General features: G+C 70.8%; 14 protein-coding genes. 13 read left to right on the forward strand and 1 reads right to left on the reverse strand.

Annotated elements, in window-relative coordinates; all coding sequences use genetic code 11:
• The first annotated feature begins 40 nt into the window (after positions 1 to 40).
• From ACIQD6_RS22855 to ACIQD6_RS22865, 3 genes are all read left to right on the forward strand, one after another.
• Positions 41 to 2,608, forward strand: a complete 2,568-nt coding sequence (locus ACIQD6_RS22855; RefSeq protein WP_401885066.1) for a HelD family protein — start codon at positions 41 to 43, stop codon at positions 2,606 to 2,608.
• A 439-nt stretch (positions 2,609 to 3,047) separates the two neighbouring features.
• Entirely contained in the window at positions 3,048 to 4,484 is a 1,437-nt protein-coding gene (locus tag ACIQD6_RS22860) for an NAD-dependent malic enzyme (RefSeq protein WP_401885067.1), read from the forward strand.
• A 466-nt stretch (positions 4,485 to 4,950) separates the two neighbouring features.
• Entirely contained in the window at positions 4,951 to 5,232 is a 282-nt protein-coding gene (locus ACIQD6_RS22865) for an HU family DNA-binding protein (RefSeq protein ID WP_004571953.1), read from the forward strand.
• Between the two features lie 342 nt (positions 5,233 to 5,574).
• Here the strand turns inward: ACIQD6_RS22865 and murA are convergent, their stop codons facing one another.
• The gene (gene murA, locus ACIQD6_RS22870) at positions 5,575 to 6,915 is read right to left on the reverse strand and encodes a UDP-N-acetylglucosamine 1-carboxyvinyltransferase (RefSeq protein ID WP_401885069.1); all 1,341 of its coding nucleotides are present in this window, start codon (positions 6,913 to 6,915) and stop codon (positions 5,575 to 5,577) included.
• 263 nt (positions 6,916 to 7,178) lie between these two features.
• On the opposite strand from murA, the gene ACIQD6_RS22875 reads away from it, so the two are divergent.
• From ACIQD6_RS22875 to ACIQD6_RS22920, 10 genes are all read left to right on the forward strand, one after another.
• Positions 7,179 to 7,739 (forward strand): YqgE/AlgH family protein, encoded by a 561-nt coding sequence (locus ACIQD6_RS22875; protein ID WP_401885070.1) that lies wholly within the window; start codon positions 7,179 to 7,181, stop codon positions 7,737 to 7,739.
• A 135-nt stretch (positions 7,740 to 7,874) separates the two neighbouring features.
• Positions 7,875 to 8,168: a DUF3039 domain-containing protein gene (locus tag ACIQD6_RS22880; protein WP_401885072.1), complete on the forward strand. Its 294-nt coding sequence runs from the start codon at positions 7,875 to 7,877 to the stop codon at positions 8,166 to 8,168.
• A 386-nt stretch (positions 8,169 to 8,554) separates the two neighbouring features.
• Positions 8,555 to 9,859 carry an extracellular solute-binding protein gene (locus ACIQD6_RS22885; RefSeq protein ID WP_401885073.1) on the forward strand — a complete coding sequence of 435 codons (1,305 nt, stop codon included), beginning with the start codon at positions 8,555 to 8,557 and terminating at the stop codon, positions 9,857 to 9,859.
• A 5-nt stretch (positions 9,860 to 9,864) separates the two neighbouring features.
• Positions 9,865 to 11,013 carry a carbohydrate ABC transporter permease gene (locus ACIQD6_RS22890; RefSeq protein ID WP_401885074.1) on the forward strand — a complete coding sequence of 383 codons (1,149 nt, stop codon included), beginning with the start codon at positions 9,865 to 9,867 and terminating at the stop codon, positions 11,011 to 11,013.
• Positions 11,010 to 11,849 (forward strand): carbohydrate ABC transporter permease, encoded by an 840-nt coding sequence (locus ACIQD6_RS22895; protein ID WP_401885075.1) that lies wholly within the window; start codon positions 11,010 to 11,012, stop codon positions 11,847 to 11,849. The genes ACIQD6_RS22890 and ACIQD6_RS22895 overlap by 4 nt, the downstream gene beginning before the upstream one ends.
• A gap of 98 nt (positions 11,850 to 11,947) precedes the next feature.
• Positions 11,948 to 13,597, forward strand: a complete 1,650-nt coding sequence (locus ACIQD6_RS22900; protein ID WP_401885077.1) for a beta-N-acetylhexosaminidase — start codon at positions 11,948 to 11,950, stop codon at positions 13,595 to 13,597.
• 304 nt (positions 13,598 to 13,901) lie between these two features.
• The gene (locus ACIQD6_RS22905) at positions 13,902 to 14,798 is read left to right on the forward strand and encodes an FAD binding domain-containing protein (RefSeq protein ID WP_401885078.1); all 897 of its coding nucleotides are present in this window, start codon (positions 13,902 to 13,904) and stop codon (positions 14,796 to 14,798) included.
• Positions 14,795 to 16,321, forward strand: coding sequence for a 2Fe-2S iron-sulfur cluster-binding protein (locus ACIQD6_RS22910; RefSeq protein WP_401885081.1), 1,527 nt, complete (start codon positions 14,795 to 14,797; stop codon positions 16,319 to 16,321). Before ACIQD6_RS22905 ends, ACIQD6_RS22910 begins: the two co-directional genes overlap by 4 nt.
• Positions 16,318 to 18,627, forward strand: a complete 2,310-nt coding sequence (locus tag ACIQD6_RS22915; protein ID WP_401885083.1) for a xanthine dehydrogenase family protein molybdopterin-binding subunit — start codon at positions 16,318 to 16,320, stop codon at positions 18,625 to 18,627. The genes ACIQD6_RS22910 and ACIQD6_RS22915 overlap by 4 nt, the downstream gene beginning before the upstream one ends.
• 178 nt (positions 18,628 to 18,805) lie before the next feature.
• A complete protein-coding gene (locus ACIQD6_RS22920; protein WP_401885086.1) occupies positions 18,806 to 19,306 on the forward strand; it encodes a hypothetical protein in 501 nt (166 codons plus the stop codon).
• Positions 19,307 to 19,323 lie beyond the last annotated feature (17 nt).

The raw sequence follows: 19,323 nt of genomic DNA on the forward strand, positions 1-19,323 counted from the left end.
GGTTGACGGCTGCCCGACGCACGTCATGAAGGGGGCCTCGGTGGCCGCGCAGGATGCCGCTGTTGAATCCGCTGGACCCGTCGTCGATCCCGTACGCGACACGGGGCACGACTCCGTACGCGCCCGTGAGATCGGCGTCGAACAGCGCCATCTGGACCAGGTGTACCGCCGCCTCGAGGAGAAGATCCACGAGGCGGAGTTTCTGATGAACGATGCCGCCAAACGGGGGCAGGTAGGCACACCGGGAGCCCTCGCCGAACGTGACGCCCAGGTCTTCCGGGCCGGTATCCATCTCAACCGGCTGAACAACGAGTTCGAGGACTTCCTCTTCGGCCGGATCGACCTGCTGCCGGGCAAGGACGGGAAGAAGGGCCCGGACGGCGCCTTCACCTCGGTCGAACCGGCCGACGACGCCATCCGCCCCGACCGGACGGCCGAGATCGCCGAGACGCTGCACATCGGCCGGATCGGCGTTCTTGACTCCGACTACTCACCGCTGGTCATCGACTGGCGCGCGCCCGCCGCCGCGCCGTTCTACCGCTCCACACCGGTCGATCCCGGCCGGGTCGTACGGCGCCGGGTCATCCGCTCCAAGGGCCGCCAGGTCCTCGGGGTCGAGGACGACCTGATGCGCCCGGAGGTGACCGCCTCGCTCGACGGCGAGGCGCTGCCGGTCATCGGTGACGGCGCGCTGATGGCCGCGCTCGGCCAGGCGCGCAGCCACACCATGCGGGACATCGTCTCGTCCATCCAGGCGGAGCAGGACCTGGTGATCCGGGCGCCCGCCGCGTCCGTCACCGAGGTGGCGGGCGGTCCGGGGACCGGCAAGACGGCCGTCGCGCTGCACCGTGCCGCGTATCTGCTCTACCAGGACCGGCGGCGGTACGCGGGCGGCATCCTGGTCGTCTCGCCGACGCCGCTGCTCGTCGCGTACACGGAGGGCGTGCTGCCCTCGCTGGGCGAGGAGGGGCAGGTGGCGATCCGGGCGGTCGGGTCGCTGGTGGACGGCGCGGAGGCCACGGCGTACGACGAACCGGCCGTGGCCCGCGTCAAGGGCTCGGCGCGGATGCTGAAGGTGCTGCGCAAGGCGGCCAGGGGCGCGCTCGAAGGCGCTCTGACCGGGCCGGGGTCCTCCGAGGCGCGCGGCGGCGGACGGGCCAGGACCCGGGGCGGGCAGCAGACCGGCCGGCCGGCCTTCGGCGACGAGCGGACCGGCCAGCTGGCCTTCGGCGACTTCGGTGGCGACGGGAGCGAGACCCTCGACGGCTCCGACGGCTCCGACGGCTCCGGCGCCTCCGACGGCGATACGCCTGCCCGGACCGTACGGACCGACCTGCTCCGGGTCGTGGCCTTCGGCCGCAGGCTGGAGCTGGAGGCCGGCGAGCTGAACCGCATCCGGCAGTCCGTGCTCGGCGGCACCGCCCCCGTCAACCTGCTCCGACCACGGGCCCGAAGACTCCTGCTGGACGCCCTCTGGGCGAAGTCCGGAGCCGCCGCGCGCGCCGACGAGTACACGTCGAAGGGCGATGCCGAACTGGCCGCCGAACTGCGCGGCGGCTTCGACGACGACATCACCTCCGAGGACTCCTTCCTGGAGTTCCTGGACGCCTGGTGGCCCGAGCTGACCCCGCGTGGGGTGCTCGCCGCGATGGCCGACGAGCGGCGGCTGGTCCGCTGGTCGCGCCGCATCCTCAACCAGGGCGAGACCCGGCGCCTCGCCCGCTCGCTCAAGCGGCTGGGCGCCGACGGCGACGGCCCGCTGTCCGTGCACGACGTGGCGCTCCTGGACGAGTTGGAGACGCTCCTCGGCTCGCCGCCGCGCCCCAGGAAGCGCCGCGACCTCGACCCGCTGGACCAGCTGACCGGGCTGGAGGAACTGATGCCGCAGCGCGAGGAGTCGCAGCGCGAGCGGGCCGAGCGGCTGGCGGCGGAGCGTACGGAGTACGCGCACGTCATCGTCGACGAGGCACAGGACCTGACACCCATGCAGTGGCGGATGGTCGGCCGCCGTGGCCGGCACGCCACCTGGACGGTCGTCGGCGACGCGGCGCAGTCGTCCTGGTCCGACCCGGACGAGGCCGCCGAGGCCCGCGACGAGGCGCTCGGCAGCCGCCCGCGCCGCCGCTTCACCCTGACGGTGAACTACCGGAACCCGGCCGAGATCGCCGAGTTGGCGGCCAAGGTCCTCACTCTCGCCATGCCCGGGATGGAGTCGCCGAGGGCGGTGCGCTCCACGGGCGTACGGCCGCGCTTCCGCGTCGTACAGGACGGGGACCAGGCCGCGACCGTACGGGCGGAGGCGCGGCGGCTGCTGGACCAGGTGGACGGCACGGTCGGGGTCGTCGTGGCGATGAACCGGCGCGAGCAGGCGGCGCGCTGGCTGGCCGGGCTCGGCGACCGGGTGGTGGCGCTGGGCAGCCTGGAGGCCAAGGGCCTGGAGTACGACGCGACGGTCGTGGTGTCCCCGGCGGACATCGCGGACGAGTCCCCGGCGGGTCTGAGGGTGCTGTACGTGGCGCTCACCCGGGCGACCCAGCAGCTCACGGTGGTCTCGGCGGCCCGCGACGAGCCGGACGCGCAGGGAGTACCGGACCTGCTCCGGGATTGATTCCCGGTCAACTCGCGCTGGAGGAATCACTTCCCGGGGTGGTTTGTTAGCCTGGGTGTGGCACCGGCCCGATCCAAGCCCCCGGGCCCAACCTTCGTCGCTACGAGCGACCACTTGCCGCGAGGCGAGCATGGCGGGTCGGTGCCACCTCTTCACCTCTCATGTCAGCAGGCCTTCACCCGTAGTTGGTGAAGGCCTGCTTCTGTTGTGCCGTGCGGGCCGTGCGGGCCGTGCGGGCCGTGTGCGCCGTGGATTCCGTCATTCCGTTGCGAACGCCACGACCAGGCATGCTCCGGACCCTCTCGTATGATGGAAAACACTTTCCTGGGGCCCAGGGCTTTACCTGCTACCCACGGGTAGGTGCGACCATCGGTAAGCACCGCAAGGACCTCGGTCGGCGGAGCGGCAATAAGGCTAGGGAAAGAAGAGGAACACGGTCATGTCAACGGCGCCCAGCGTCTCGTACTCGATGACGGTCAGGCTGGAGGTTCCCGCGAGTGGTACCGCGGTTTCCCAGCTGACCACTGCTGTGGAGTCCTCCGGCGGCTCTGTTACCGGCCTGGACGTGACCGCCTCCGGCCACGAGAAGCTGCGGATCGATGTCACCATCGCCGCGTCTTCCACCGGCCACGCGGACGAGATCGTCGAGGAACTGCGGAAGATCGAGGGGGTCACCCTCGGCAAGGTCTCCGACCGTACGTTCCTGATGCACCTCGGCGGCAAGATCGAGATGCAGTCCAAGCATCCCATCCGCAACCGTGACGATCTCTCGATGATCTACACGCCGGGTGTGGCCCGGGTCTGCATGGCGATCGCGGAGAACCCCGAGGACGCCCGCCGGCTCACCATCAAGCGCAACTCCGTGGCGGTCGTCACGGACGGCTCCGCCGTCCTGGGCCTGGGCAACATCGGCCCCAAGGCCGCGCTGCCCGTGATGGAGGGCAAGGCGGCCCTCTTCAAGCGTTTCGCCGGCATCGACGCCTGGCCGCTCTGCCTGGACACCCAGGACACCGACGCCATCGTCGAGATCGTCAAGGCGATCGCCCCCGGCTTCGCGGGCATCAACCTGGAGGACATCTCCGCGCCCCGCTGCTTCGAGATCGAGGCACGGCTGCGCGAGGCGCTGGACATCCCGGTCTTCCACGACGACCAGCACGGCACCGCGATCGTGGTGGTGGCGGCGCTGACCAACGCGCTGCGTGTGGTCGGCAAGGCCTTCGGGGACGTACGGGTCGTCATGTCCGGTGCGGGCGCGGCCGGTACGGCCATCCTCAAGCTGCTCATCGCCGCGGGCGTCAAGCACGCGGTGGTCGCCGACATCCACGGTGTGGTGCACGCGGGCCGCGCGGACCTGGTCGACGCCGCCCCCGAGTCGCCGCTGCGCTGGATCGCCGACAACACGAACCCCGAGGGCGTCACCGGCACCCTGAAGGAGGCCGTGGTCGACGCGGACGTCTTCATCGGTGTGTCGGCCCCGAACGTGCTGGACGGCGGCGACGTCGCGGCCATGGCGGACAACGCGATCGTCTTCGCGCTCGCGAACCCCGACCCGGAGGTCGACCCGGGGATCGCGCGCGAGACGGCCGCGGTCGTGGCCACCGGCCGCTCCGACTTCCCCAACCAGATCAACAACGTGCTGGTCTTCCCCGGTGTCTTCCGAGGCCTGCTGGACGCCCAGTCCCGTACGGTCAACACCGAAATGATGCTGGCCGCGGCGGAAGCCCTCGCGGACGTCGTCACGGAGGACGAGCTCAACCCGAACTACATCGTGCCCTCGGTCTTCAACGACAAGGTCGCGGGCGCGGTGGCGGGTGCGGTGCGCGACGCCGCCAAGGCGGCCGGTGTGACGGAGTCGGCACCGAGCACCCACGCGTAACCCACGGGGCACGGGGTAGCCGACCGTTCACGGCGGCACACCGCGGTCCGGCGGGGACACTCACCCTGTGGTGAGTCCCACGCCGGGTACCCCGTGGTGTGCCGTACGTCCGCCCGACGCCCGGCGCGTCGCGATTCGCCGGGCCCCACGGGCCCCTCTAGGGTGGCGGTCCATGAGCCCCGCCGCTCCAGGGAGGTTTTCAGGGCCTCCGGGGGTTCACGGCTCCAAGGCCAAGGCTCCAAGGAGTCCCCACAGAGTCGACGGAACGTCACGACGACGAGGCAGTGGCGCTTTCGTGTGACTCCGGAGGGTGCCGGATTGGCTTTCCCGCCGCTGGTGGGGGCAGGATGCGTATTCGGGCGCGAGGGTCTGTCAGCAGACCCGGGTCCGGGGACTGTCCGAGGGCCCTGGCAGCATCGGCTTCGATCTCACGCCTTACAGGCAAGAAGAACACGGGAGTAACAACATGAACCGCAGTGAGCTGGTGGCCGCCCTGGCCGACCGTGCCGAGGTGACCCGCAAGGACGCCGACGCCGTGCTGGCCGCTCTCGCCGAGACGGTCGGCGAAGTCGTCGCCAAGGGCGACGAGAAGGTCACCATCCCCGGCTTCCTGACCTTCGAGCGCACCCACCGTGCCGCTCGCACCGCTCGTAACCCGCAGACCGGCGACCCGATCCAGATCCCGGCCGGCTACAGCGTGAAGGTCTCCGCGGGCTCCAAGCTCAAGGAAGCCGCCAAGGGCAAGTAAGACCTCTCCCGAGCCCAGACCGGGCCCGGGAAAAACGCACAGGGGCGGCCGTCCGAACCGGACGGCCGCCCCTGCTGTGTGTCCGGACGCGGGTCACACGTGGCCGGAACGCGGCCGGTGGGGCACGGGTCACACGTGCCGGAACGCGGGCGGTGGGGCACGGGGCCGGACAACACACACTCAGAAGGGGCCGGGCGGGGCGTGTGTGCCCCTGTACCCGTCACGGAGACACCTGTGGCCCCGCTCCTCGGAGCGGGGCCACAGGCGGTGATGTACGGGAAGCGGCCGGTCCGGGCGGCTTCTTGGTGACCGGCCTCCTCCCGGTGGCCGGCCGGCGGGCGGTCAGAGAAGCGCGCCGCCCGGGAGTTCGACCTTCGCGCCCAGCTCGACGAGCTTGTCCATGAAGTTCTCGTAACCGCGGTTGATCAGTTCGATGCCGTGGACCCGGGACGTGCCCTGGGCCGCCAGCGCCGCGATCAGGTACGAGAAGCCGCCGCGCAGGTCGGGGATGACCAGATCCGCGCCCTGGAGCCGGGTCGGGCCCGACACGACCGCCGAGTGCAGGAAGTTGCGCTGCCCGAAGCGGCAGTCGGAGCCGCCCAGGCACTCCCGGTAGAGCTGGATGTGCGCACCCATCTGGTTGAGCGCGGAGGTGAAGCCGAGCCGTGACTCGTACACCGTCTCGTGGACGATGGACAGCCCCGAGGCCTGCGTCAGGGCCACCACCAGCGGCTGCTGCCAGTCGGTCTGGAAGCCGGGGTGTACGTCCGTCTCCAGCGCGATGGCGTTGAGCGAGCCGCCCGGGTGCCAGAAGCGGATGCCCTTGTCGTCGATCTCGAAGGCACCGCCGACCCTGCGGAAGGTGTTGAGGAACGTCATCATCGACCGCTGCTGCGCGCCGTGCACGTAGATGTTGCCCTCGGTGGCCAGCGCCGCGGACGCCCAGGAGGCGGCCTCCAGGCGGTCCGGCAGCGCCCGGTGCGTATAGCCGTCGAGCCGGTCGACACCGGTGATCCGGATCGTCCGGTCGGTGTCCACCGAGATGATCGCGCCCATCTTCTGCAGTACGCAGATGAGGTCCTCGATCTCCGGCTCCACCGCCGCGTTCGACAGTTCGGTGACGCCCTCGGCCAGGACGGCCGTCAGCAGCACCTGCTCCGTCGAGCCGACCGACGGGTACGGCAGCCGGATCTTGGTGCCGCGCAGCCGCTGCGGGGCCTCCAGGTACTGGCCGTCCGCCCGCTTCTCGATTGTCGCGCCGAACTGGCGCAGCACGTCGAAGTGGAAGTCGATCGGCCGGCCGCCGATGTCACAGCCGCCGAGTCCCGGGATGAAGGCATGGCCGAGCCGGTGGAGCAGCGGTCCGCAGAAGAGGATCGGGATGCGCGACGAGCCCGCGTGGGCGTCGATGTCGGCGACGTTGGCGCTCTCGACGTGTGTCGGGTCGAGGATCAGCTCGCCCGGTTCGTCGCCGGGGCGTACGGTCACGCCGTGCAGCTGGAGCAGTCCCCGTACGACACGTACGTCGCGGATGTCGGGCACATTGCGCAGCCGGCTCGGGCCGCTGCCCAGGAGCGCTGCGACCATGGCCTTGGGCACCAGGTTCTTCGCACCGCGAACGCGGATCTCGCCCTCCAGCGGGGTTCCGCCGTGGACAAGCATTACATCGTCTGTGCCGGTCATGAATCTCGCGTTCCGGAGTGGGCGGGCAGGTGGCCAAGGAAAAGGGTACGGGGCCGGACCCTCTGTCCCGTAAGGCCTGGGGAGCGTCGGACGGGTAATAAATCCGGCGTGACACGTACGGTGCCGCATCCCTTGCGGAGTGTCACCGTTCTCTTTTTCCCGAAGCCGTGCGCTCCCGCTGCCGCGGTGCGCCCTGAGCTGGGTTCACGCATACTCTGCCGCGCGCGCCCCGCGGAAGGCGAATATGCGGGATCATGTCTCGCATGACCGAGGTGTCCTCGCTCACAGGGCGGTTGCTCGTCGCCACACCCGCCCTCGGTGACCCGAATTTCGACCGCGCTGTGGTCCTCCTGCTCGATCACGACGAGGAGGGCTCCCTCGGCGTGGTCCTCAACAGACCGACTCCGGTGGGGGTGGGGGACATCCTGGAGTCCTGGGGAGAGCTGGCGGGCGAACCCGGTGTGGTCTTCCAGGGCGGCCCGGTCTCGCTGGACTCGGCGCTCGGCCTCGCCGTGATCCCGGGCGAGGAGGGGCCGCTGGGGTGGCGCAGGGTGCACGGCGCGATCGGTCTCGTCGATCTGGAGACCCCGCCGGAACTGCTCGCGCGGGCGCTCGGCTCGCTGCGCATCTTCGCCGGATACGCGGGCTGGGGTCCGGGGCAGCTGGACTCCGAACTGAGCGAAGGCGCGTGGTACGTGGTGGATTCGGAGCCGGGTGACGTGTCGTCGCCGCGGCCGGAGGGGCTGTGGCGGGCGGTGCTGCGGCGGCAGCGGAGCCAACTGGCCATGGTCGCGACGTACGCGGACGATCCGTCGCTCAATTGACGGACCGGCGGACGGACCGACCGGGCGGGGCGCGGTGTCCGTACGGCGTGTCGGAGCGATGCGTGAGCGTCCGGCTCCGGAGTGCAGGGACCCAGCGCCTCCAGGACGCTCCCGGCGTGGGTACCCTTGGCTGCTATGAGCACTCTTGAGCCCGAGCGCGGGGCAGGTACGAGCACCCTCGTGGAGCCGACGCCAGAGGTGTCGCACGGCGACCACGAGCGCTTCGCCCACTACGTCCAGAAGGACAAGATCATGGCGAGTGCCCTCGACGGCACTCCCGTGGTCGCACTGTGCGGGAAGGTCTGGGTACCGGGGCGCGACCCCAAGAAGTATCCGGTCTGTCCGATGTGCAAAGAGATCTACGAGTCCATGGGCCCCGGCGGGGACAAGGACAAGGACAAGGGCGGCAAGGACAAGGGCAAGAAGTAGCGGCCCGTCCTCCGTTGGAACGGCCCCCGGGGCGCGCGTGAGCGTGCCTCCCGGGGGCCGTCCGCGTTTTCCGTGGCGCCGGGGGTGGGTGCGTCGTTTTCCGGGCGCCGGCCGGGCGCGTCCGACAGCCCCGTCCGAAGTCGTCTTGTCTGAAGTCGTCCTGTCTGAAGTCGTCCTGTTCCGAAGTCCTGTCCGCGGGCCGGCTCATCGACGTGCGGGCATCCACGTGCGGGCGCATCTCGCGGTCACAGATTGGTTGAGACCACTTGTCGGCGTGTCCAGCCGCGCTTAATCTCCAGCGAGTTGTGCAGCACGAAACGTTCGTTGCGCATGATGCAACGCCGATGCACGTCATGATGCAGCGCCGATACCCGTAGGGATCCCGGATGAAGCTTTCTGCCCGCCTTGCCGCCCCGGCCGCGGCACTGGTGCTCGCCGGCCTCACCGCCACCGCCTGCGCCCCGCAGACCTCCGACAACAGCGCGACGAAGGACGAGAAGAGCGGCACGCTGCGCGTCTGGCTCTTCCAGGAGGTCGGCAACAAGCCCAAGGAGAAGGTCGTCGACGCCGCTGTCGCCGCCTTCCGCGAGCGGCACGAGGGGGCGAAGGTCGAGGTCGAGTACATCCCGGTCGAGACCCGCGCCCAGCGCGTCAAGGCAGCCTTCAACGACCCGAAGAGCGCCCCGGACCTCATCGAGTACGGCAACACCGACACCGCCGGGTACGTCAAGGACGGTGGACTCGCCGATGTCACCGAGGAGTTCAAGGCCTGGGACGAGGCCAAGGACACCGACCCGACGGCCGAGCAGTCCGCCACGGTGGACGGGAAGATCTACGGAGCGCCGTTCTTCGTCGGCGTCCGCGCCCTGTACTACCGCACCGACGTCTTCGAGGAGTTGGGGCTCTCCGCCCCCAGGAGCCAGGCGGAGCTGATCTCCACCGCCAAGAAGGTCCACAAGGCGAAGCCCGGTCTGTACGGGCTCGCGGTCGGCGGCGCGTACACCTACGGGGCCATGCCGTTCGTCTGGGCGAACGGGGGCGAACTCGCCGAGAAGAGCGGCGGCTCGTTCAGGGCCACCGTCAACAGTCCGGCGGCCCGCAAGGGCATCGAGGCGTACACCTCCCTCTTCGGCGACGACAACTGTCCGGCCGCCAAGTGCGCCTCGATGGGCGGCAACGCGACGGTGACGGCGTTCGCTTCCGGGAAGGCCGCGATGGCGATAGGCGGCGACTTCAGCCATGCGGCCGTCGAGGCGGGCGCGGCGAAGGGCAAGTACGCGGTCGTACCGCTGCCGGGCGTGAAGGAGGGATCGGTCGCGCCGGCGTTCGCGGGCGGGAACAACATCGGTGTGCTCAAGAGCAGTTCGCACCGCACGCTCGCCGTGGACCTGATGAAGTCGATCGCCGGAAAGGACACGCAGGCCAAGCTGTTCGACGCGATGGGCTTCCTGCCGACGTACACGGATGTGCTGGCGGACTCGGCGAAGAAGCAGCCGTTCGTGGAGCCCTTCGTGGAGACGCTGGGGGCGGGCGCCAAGTTCGTTCCGGCGTCGCCGGGCTGGGCGCAGATCGACTCCTCGCTGGTCCTCCCGACGATGTTCCAGGAGATCGTCAGCGGCCGTAAGGACGTCGCCGCGGCGTCGGACGACGCGGCGAAGAAGATGGACGCGGCGTTCACGTCCGCGGGCTGAGCGCGATGACGAACGACACCGGCGACCGCCGGAGCGGCCACCTCACGGCTGATGGCGCCGCGTCCGATGGCGCCGAGGCCGGGGGCCTTACGGACGGCGGTGCTACGGCCGGAGCGGACCGTACGGCCGCGCAGGGCGGCTCCGTTCAGGGAAGCCCCGTTGTCCCCTCCGCGCGGTCTGCCGGGGGCGCGGCGCTCGCCGTCGCGGCCGGGCCCGCCGCGCCGTCCGCTGCGCCGTCCGGCGCCCGTAAGGGGCCGGGGCGGGCTCCCCGGCGGGCCGGGCAGGCGGGCTGGACGCCCTGGTTCTACCTCGCGCCCGCCCTGGTCGTCCTCGGCGGGCTGCTCATCTACCCGATCTACCAACTCGGCCTGATCTCCTTCCTGGAGTACACCCAGGCCCAGGTCAGCGGCGGGCAGCCGACCTCCTTCCAGGGCTTCGGCAACTACGCCACGCTCTTCGGCGACGGCCAGTTCTGGCAGGTGCTGCTCGCGACCGTGCTGTTCGCCGCCGGGTGCGTCGTCGCCACCCTCGTGGTGGGCTGCGCGCTCGCCGTACTGCTGACGCGCGTACGGGCCGTGCCGCGCCTCGCGCTGATGCTCGCCGCCCTCGGTGCGTGGGCCACCCCCGCGATCACCGGCTCCACGGTCTGGGTCTTCCTCTTCGACCCGGACTACGGCCCGGTCAACCGGCTGCTGGGGCTGGGCGACTTCTCCTGGACGTACGGCCGCTACAGCGCCTTCGCGCTGGTGCTCTTCGAGGTGGTGTGGTGTTCGTTCCCGTTCGTGATGGTGACCGTGTACGCGGGCATCAGGGCGATCCCCGGTGAGGTGCTGGAGGCGGCCTCGCTCGACGGCGCCTCGCAGTGGCGGATCTGGCGGTCCGTCACCGCGCCGATGCTGCGGCCGATCCTGGTGGTCGTCACCATCCAGTCGATCATCTGGGACTTCAAGGTCTTCACCCAGATCTATGTGATGACGAACGGCGGAGGAATCGCCGGACAGAATCTCGTACTCAATGTCTACGCCTATCAGAAGGCCTTCGCTTCCTCCCAGTACAGCCTGGGTTCGGCGATCGGCGTGGTCATGCTGCTGATTCTGCTGGCGGTCACGCTCGTCTATCTGCGACTGCTGCGGCGCAGGGGAGAAGAACTGTGAACCTGCTCGGTATACGCCGCCCCTGGCGGCTGGCGGCCGAGGCATCGGCCCTCGTCATCGCCGTGATCGTGGCCTTTCCGCTGTACTGGATGGTCCTCTCCGCGTTCAAACCGCAGGGCGAGATCCAGTCCACCGAGGCCCGCCCCTGGACGCTCTCCCCATCGCTCGACTCCTTCCGTCGCGTCTTCGAACAGGAGGAATTCGGGCGGTACTTCCTCAACAGCCTGGCCGTCGCCGGTACGGTCGTGATCGCGTCCGCGCTCATCGCCTTTCTCGCGGCGACGGCGGTGACCCGTTTCCGCTTCCGATTCCGGACGACCCTGCTCATCATGTTCCTGGTCGCGCAGATGGTGCCGATCGAGGCGCTGACGATTCCGCTGTTCTTCCTGATGCGTGATGCCGGCCTGCTCAATACGCTCGGTTCGCTGGTCCTGCCGCACCTCGCCTTCTCGCTGCCGTTCGCCGTCTGGATGCTGCGGGGATTCGTCAAGGCGGTCCCCGAGGCGCTGGAGGAGGCCGCCTACATCGACGGCGCGAGCCGTACCCGGTTCCTGTGGCAGATCCTTTTCCCGCTGGTCTTCCCGGGGCTGGTCGCGACGAGTGTCTTCTCCTTCATCTCGACCTGGAACGACTTCCTCTTCGCCAAGTCCTTCATCATCAGCGACACTTCCCAGTCGACCCTTCCCATGGCGCTGCTGGTCTTCTTCAAACCGGACGAGAACGACTGGGGCGGGATCATGGCCGGGTCCACCGTCATGACCGTTCCGGTGCTGGTCTTCTTCGTACTCGTACAGCGACGCCTGGTCTCCGGACTCGGCGGCGCGGTCAAGGATTAACGGTCAGGGTTTAACGGTCAGGGATTAACGGTCGAGGGTCAGTGGTCGAGGATCAGTGATCAAGGATTAAAGGTTCAAGGACCGAAAGGACGGACGAGATGGATCTGATCCCCGATCCCCTGCGAGCCTGGCCGGTGCTCCGCGCGGGGGGCACGTACCCGCTCGACGAGGAGACGGTCGTCGAGGCGGGCCCCGGCACGGAGGGGGTGGCCCGGTGGCTCCGTACGACCGTCGGGGCCGCGACCGGGCTGCCGCTCCCGGAGGGCGCCGGGGGCGACAACCGGATCGTTCTCGCCGTCAGCCCCGGCATCGGCCGGGAGTTGGGCCCCGAGGGCTACCGGATCACCGCCGACGCGGACGCCGTCCGGGTCGAAGGCGGCAGCGCGGCCGGGGTCTTCTGGGCGGCGCAGACCTTCCGCCAGCTGCTCGGCCCCGACGCGTACCGAAGGTCACCGGTCGATCCCGGGCGGGAGTGGTCCGTGCCGATGACCGTCATCGAGGACGCGCCCCGCTTCGCCTGGCGGGGCATGATGCTCGACGTGGCACGGCACTTCATGCCCAAGGACGGTGTCCTGCGCTATCTGGACCTCCTCGCCGCCCACAAGCTGAATGTCTTCCACTTCCATCTCACCGACGACCAGGGCTGGCGCGTCGAGATCAAACGCCACCCGAGGCTGACGGAAGTCGGCGCCTGGCGCCCGCGCACCAAATGGGGCCACCGCGCCTCCGAGCTGTGGGAGGAGAAGCCGCACGGCGGTTACTACACCCAGGACGACATCCGGGAGATCGTCGCGTACGCCGCCGAGCGGCATATCACCGTCGTCCCCGAAATCGATATCCCGGGCCACTCGCAGGCGGCCGTCGCCGCGTATCCGGAACTCGGCAACACCGATGTCATCGACACGACCTCCCTCACCGTCTGGGACACCTGGGGCATTACCGCAAACGTACTCGCCCCCACTGACAACACCCTCCGGTTCTACGAGGACGTCTTCGAAGAACTCCTCGGACTCTTCCCCTCCACTTTCATCCACATCGGCGGGGACGAGTGCCTCAAGGACCAGTGGAAGGAGTCCCCGGCCGCCCAGGCCCGTATCGCGGAACTGGGTCTGAGCGGGGAGGACGAACTCCAGTCCTGGTTCATCCGGCACTTCGACCGCTGGCTCACCGAACGCGGACGACGCCTCATCGGCTGGGACGAGATCCTGGAGGGCGGCCTGGCGCCGGGCGCGGCCGTGTCGTCCTGGCGCGGGTACGCGGGCGGGATCGCCGCCGCCAAGGCCGGTCACGACGTCGTCATGTGCCCCGAGCAGCAGGTGTATCTGGACCACCGGCAGGCGCCGGGCGAGGACGAGCCGATGCCGATCGGATACGTACGCACGCTGGAGGACGTGTACCGCTTCGAGCCCGTACCACCGCAGTTGACCGAGGAGGAGGCGGCGCGCGTCCTCGGGACCCAGGCCAATGTGTGGACCGAGGTGATGCAGGACCGTTCCCGCGTCGACTACCAGGTCTTCCCGCGCCTGGCCGCCTTCGCCGAGGTCGCCTGGTCGCCCCTCCCTGCCCCCGCGGAGCGCGATTTCGCCGATTTCGAACAGCGGATGGCCGAGCACTACCGGCGCCTGGACGCCCTCGGCGTCGAATACCGGCCCCCTGGTGGCCCGTTGCCGTGGCAGCGCCGCCCCGCGCCCGACGGAAACAGCGCCCGTCTGGGACGCCCGATCGAGGGGGCGCCCCCGAACGTGTGAGCCCGGTCGCAGGTGTGTGCCCCATGTCCGTGCCCCATCCGTGCTGCTGGGACCGTGAGTTCAGGTGATCCTGGTAATCCGTAAGGATATGTCGCATAAGGAGCGCCGAAGCGTGGCATTCCGTATGTGACGGCGAAGAGGTGCGAAAGCGGACCTACCCCCAGCTCGGGGACGGATCCGTCCTTCGTGGACCCTCGCGCCGGACGGCTCGGAAGATGTGCCAGAGTTGCCTCGTCCGGGCTGTGAGCACGTACGGTACGGCAACACAGGCGGGACACCGGGACACCGGAAAGGGGCAGCTGGGTTGACCACGCACGCACCGCAGACGGCGCAGTCCGTGACGCTGCCGGCCTCGCTCGACGAGGCCGTGGCGGCGCTCACCGCGATGCCTGCCGCCGTGCCCGTCGCGGGTGGCACCGATCTGATGGCGGCCGTCAACAAGGGCCTGCTGCGGCCCGCGGGCCTCGTCGGCCTCGGCCGGATCAGCGAACTGCGCGGCTGGCATTACCAGGACGGTCACGCCGTGCTCGGCGCCGGTCTCACCCACGCGCGCATGGGCAGGCCCGACTTCGCGGCCCTCATCCCCGCACTCGCCGCGTCCGCGCGTGCGGCGGGACCGCCCCAGATCCGCAACGCGGGCACGCTCGGCGGCAATATCGCCACCGCGGCGCCGACCGGCGACGCGCTGCCCGTACTGGCCGCCCTGGAGGCCGACCTGGTGGTCGCGGGCCCCGGCGGCGCGCGCCGTGAGCTCCCCGTCTCGCACCTGCTGGCCGGCCGGGAGATGCTGGAGCCCGCCGAGCTGATCGGCTTCGTACGGGTGCCTCTGCTGCACGCACCGCAGGTCTTCCTCAAGGCGACCGGACGGACCGGTCCCGGCCGCGCCACCGCGTCCGTCGCCGTCGTGCTCGACCCGGCGCGGCGCGGCGTGCGCTGCGCGGTCGGCGCGATCGCGCCCATGCCGCTGCGTCCTTTGGAAGCCGAGCGCTGGATCGCCTCACTCATCGACTGGGACGGCGCGCGGGGCCTCGCGCAGGAGGCGCTCGCCGCCTTCGGCGAGTACGTGGCCGCCGCCTGCATCCCGGATCCGGCGCCGCCGGCCGACGGGGGAGAGGCACCCCCGCCGTCGGCCGCCGTACTGCACCTGCGGCGCACCGTCGCCGCGCTGGCCCGACGAGCACTGGGGAGGGCGCTGTCGTGACCACCAATGAGAATTCCGGCTCGGGCTCCGGCCAGGGGCCGGGCCCCGAGGGTCAGGGCGCCTGGCAGCCGATCCCGCAGGGCGGGGAGTACGACGCGGAGGCGACCGCCTTCGTGCAACTGCCCCCGGAGGATGTCTTCGACGCGCCACTGGCCGCGCCGGGGCACGGATACGTACCGCCGCAGATCATGTCGCAGGCACCGCCGCCGGGAGACCCGGCGGCGGTCGATCCGTCGATGCCGGGCGGCTGGGCCCCGCAGCATCCGGACGCCGGGGCGAACGGTGTGCGATGGCCGGAGCCGCACCTGCCGAGCGGCTACGAACCGCAGGCGCCGGGGCACAGCGGGCAGTGGAACTTCACCGACGGCGGTGACGGTACGGCCGGGGGCGCCGGGCCCGCCTCGGGCACCGGGGACCCCTCGGAGCTGACCGGCCATTGGACGATCCCGGTCGCCCAGGGGGATCTGCCGGACGAATCGGGTGAGTTCAGCACATCGATGCTGGCATCCCAGTGGAACGGCGGCAGCCCGCCCACGACGCTCCCGGGCGGCGCCGCCGCGCCGTGGGCGGCTCTGTCGGAACCGGCTGTCCGGGACGGCGCTGCCGGCCCGGAGGGCATGGAGGGCGTACAGGGCGCCGTCGATGCCGCCAACGGCGTCCACCACGCCGCCAACGGCCTCACCGAGGCGCCGGAGTACGGGCCGGGCCCGGTGACGGGAGGGCCTGAGCAGGGCATCGGGCCCGATCTGGCCGGCTTGCCGGGGACGGCGCCGGAAGGCGGGACGGGACACGCCCCTGAGGGCGTTCCCGGAGCCGTACCGGAAGCGGAGCACGCGGCGGAATCCCTGGCCGATCCGCAGTCGGACGCGCAGCCGGATCCCGGGCAGGCACCGGATCCGGCGGAGGAGCCCCTCTCCACCAGCAGCGACAGCGCCGAACACCCCTCCGGCTCCTACGTCCTGCGCGTCAACGGCGCCGACCGCCCCGTTACCGACGCCTGGATCGGGGAGTCGCTCCTGTACGTACTGCGCGAGCGCCTCGGCCTCGCCGGCGCCAAGGACGGCTGCTCGCAGGGTGAATGCGGCGCCTGCAACGTCCAGGTCGACGGCCGGCTCGTCGCCTCCTGCCTCGTGCCCGCCGCCACCGCGGCCGGCTCCGAGGTCCGCACGGTCGAGGGGCTGGCCGCCGACGGCGAACCCTCCGACGTCCAGCGGGCGCTGGCCAAGTGCGGGGCGGTGCAGTGCGGTTTCTGCATCCCCGGCATGGCCATGACCGTCCACGACCTCCTGGAGGGCAACCACGCCCCCAGCGAGCTGGAGACCCGCCAGGCACTCTGCGGCAACCTCTGCCGCTGCTCCGGTTACCGCGGCGTACTCGACGCGGTGAGCGAAGTCGTCACCGAACGCACGGCGAGCGCGGAGGCCGCGGCCGCGGCCTCCGAAGAAGCCCGAATCCCGCACCAGGCACCCCCAGGGGCCGGCAGCGCCCAGCCCCCGCACTCGCCCGACGGAGGCATGGCGTGAGCAACGACGCGGCCACCGAGACCCCGACGCTCGACGGCCCCCAGCAGGAGCCGCCCGCGCACGGGCTCGGCGCATCACTCTCCCCGGCCGACGCGCGCGCGAAGACCGAGGGCACGTTCCCGTACGCCGCCGACCTGTGGGCCGAGGGACTGCTGTGGGCGGCGATCCTGCGCTCCCCGCACCCGCACGCCCGTATCGTCTCGATCGACACCGAGGCCGCCGCGGCGATGCCCGGCGTACGCGCCGTCGTCACGCACGAGGACGTCCAGGGAGACCCCTCGTACGGCAGGCGGGTCGTCGACCGGCCCGTCTTCGCCTCGGAGGTCGTACGCCACCACGGCGAGGCCATCGCCGCGGTCGCCGCCGACCATCCCGACACGGCCCGGCTCGCCGCCGCCGCGATCGCCGTCGAGTACGAAGTACTCGACCCGGTCACGGACCCCGAGAAGGCCTTCGCCGCCGAGCCGCTGCACCCCGACGGCAATCTGATCCGCCACATCCCGCTGCGCTACGGCGACTCGGCGGTCAACGGCGAGGTCATCGTGGAGGGGCTCTACCGCATCGGCCGCCAGGACCCCGCCCCGATCGGCGCCGAGGCCGGCCTCGCCGTGCCCAGACCCGACGGCGGCGTCGAGTTCTACACCGCGTCCACCGACCCGCACACCGACCGCGACCTGGCCGCCGCCTGCTTCGGCCTGGACCCGGAACGGGTCAAGGTCGTCGTCACCGGCGTCCCCGGAGCCACCGGCGACCGCGAGGACCCGGGCTTCCAGATCCCGCTCGGCCTGCTCGCCCTGCGCACCGGCTGCCCGGTCAAACTGGCCGCCACCCGCGAGGAGTCCTTCCTCGGCCACGCCCACCGCCACCCGACCCTGCTGCGTTACCGCCACCACGCGGACGCCGAGGGCCGGCTGGTCAAGGTCGAGGCACAGATCCTGCTGGACGCGGGCGCGTACGCGGACTCCTCGTCGGAGTCCCTCGCGGCCGCGGTGTCCTTCGCCTGCGGCCCGTACGTCGTCCCGCACGCCTTCATCGAAGGCTGGGCCGTACGCACCAACAACCCGCCGTCCGGCCATGTCCGGGGCGAGGGCGCGATGCAGGTGTGCGCGGCCTACGAGGGCCAGATGGACAAGCTGGCCGCCAAACTCGGCCTCGACCCGGCCGAACTCCGCCTCCGTAACGTCCTCGCCACCGGCGACATCCTCCCCACCGGCCAGACGGTCACCTGCCCGGCCCCGGTGGCCGAACTGCTCCAGGCCGTACGCGACTTCCCGCTGCCCGCCCTCCCGAAGGACACCCCGGAGGCGGCCTGGCTGCTGCCCGGCGGCCCGGAGGGCGCGGGCGAACCGGGCGCGGTACGCCGAGGCGTCGGCTACGGCATCGGCATGGTCCACATGCTCGGCGCCGAGGGCGCGGACGAGGTCTCCACGGCCACCGTCAAGGTCCACGACGGCGTGGCCACGGTCATCTGCGCGGCCGTCGAGACCGGCCAGGGCTTCTCCACCCTCGCCCGGCAGATCGTGCAGGAGACCCTGGGCATCGAAGAGGTCCATGTCGCCTCGGTCGACACTGACCAGCCCCCGGCGGGCCCGGCGGCCCACGGCCGGCACACCTGGGTCTCGGGCGGCGCGGTCGAGCGGGCGGCGAAGATGGTCCGTACGCAGCTGCTCCAGCCGCTGGCCCACAAGTTCGGGATGTCCACCGAGCTGCTCCAGATCACGGACGGCAAGATCACCTCGTACGACGGGGTGCTGTCCACCACGGTCACGGAGGCGATGGACGGCAAGGAGCTCTGGGCCACCGCCCAGTGCCGCCCCCACCCCACCGAGCCGCTGGACGAGTCGGGCCAGGGCGACGCCTTCGTGGGCATGGCCTTCTGCGCGATTCGCGCGGTCGTGGACGTCGACATCGAACTGGGCTCGATCCGGGTGGTGGAGATGGCGGTGGCCCAGGACGTGGGCCGCATCCTCAACCCGGCCCAGCTGGCCACCCGTATCGAAGCGGGCGTCACCCAGGGCATCGGCACGGCCCTGACGGAAAACCTCCGCACCACCCGCGGCCTGGTCCGCCGCCCCGACCTCACCGGCTACGCGCTCCCGACCTCCCTGGACGCCCCGGACGTCCGCATCGTCAAACTGATCGAAGAACGCGACGTGGTGGCCCCCTTCGGCGCCAAACCGGCCAGCGCGGCCCCGGTGGTCACGGCCCCGGCAGCGGTCGCCTCAGCGGTCCGCGCGGCAACGGGCCGCCCGGTGAGCCGACTTCCGATCAGGCCGCAGGCGGCGGTGGCGGTCTCTCCTTCGTAGCAGGCTCCCGTGCGCGGCGGTTTCGTAGCGGGCTCTCGCGGCCGGGCTGTCGTAGCCGGGCAGCGCCCAAATCGCAGTGATGTGATCCGCGTTGCACATGGGAGCCTCGGGGGAGCGGAGTGTCACTGGCGCTGGCTAAGCTGGCCTCCGCAGCTTTGTTTCAACGGGGGAGGCAGCGGTGCCGGAGGACAACGGGGCAGCGACGGCGGGGACATTCGCGGCATTGGCGATGATTCCGTTCGCGGGTGGCGTGATGGCCGCGCAGAAGATAGCCGCGGAATTCGAAACGATGGGGCAGTTCAAGACGAAGGTCGACGAACTGCTCGTCGAGCTTGAGGAATCCGAGGCGTCGCCCGACAAGGTCTCCGGCGATCGACTGCTGCAGAGCCACCTCGGTACGCCGGCCCTCAAGGAGAGCGCGTACCTGTACGGCGCGTACACCATCGTCCATGACGAGTTGGAGAGGCTCTCCAAGATGCTCGCCATGCAGATGGAGGGCTTGAGCATCGCAGTTCAGGCGTCCCGCACCGGCTACGAGTCGATTGACGAGGACATTCGGCAGCGTATGCGGCGGCTTGGGCAGGAGTCCAGGGCGTATCAGCAGGAGCAGGCTCAGCAGGCCGGCGCGCAACAGGGCGACGGCGGCGCGCGGCCCGATGACGGGAAGCAGGGATTCTGATGGGGGCGAACGGGGGA

This window comes from Streptomyces sp. NPDC088400 (assembly GCF_044753355.1).
GTDB lineage: Bacteria > Actinomycetota > Actinomycetes > Streptomycetales > Streptomycetaceae > Streptomyces.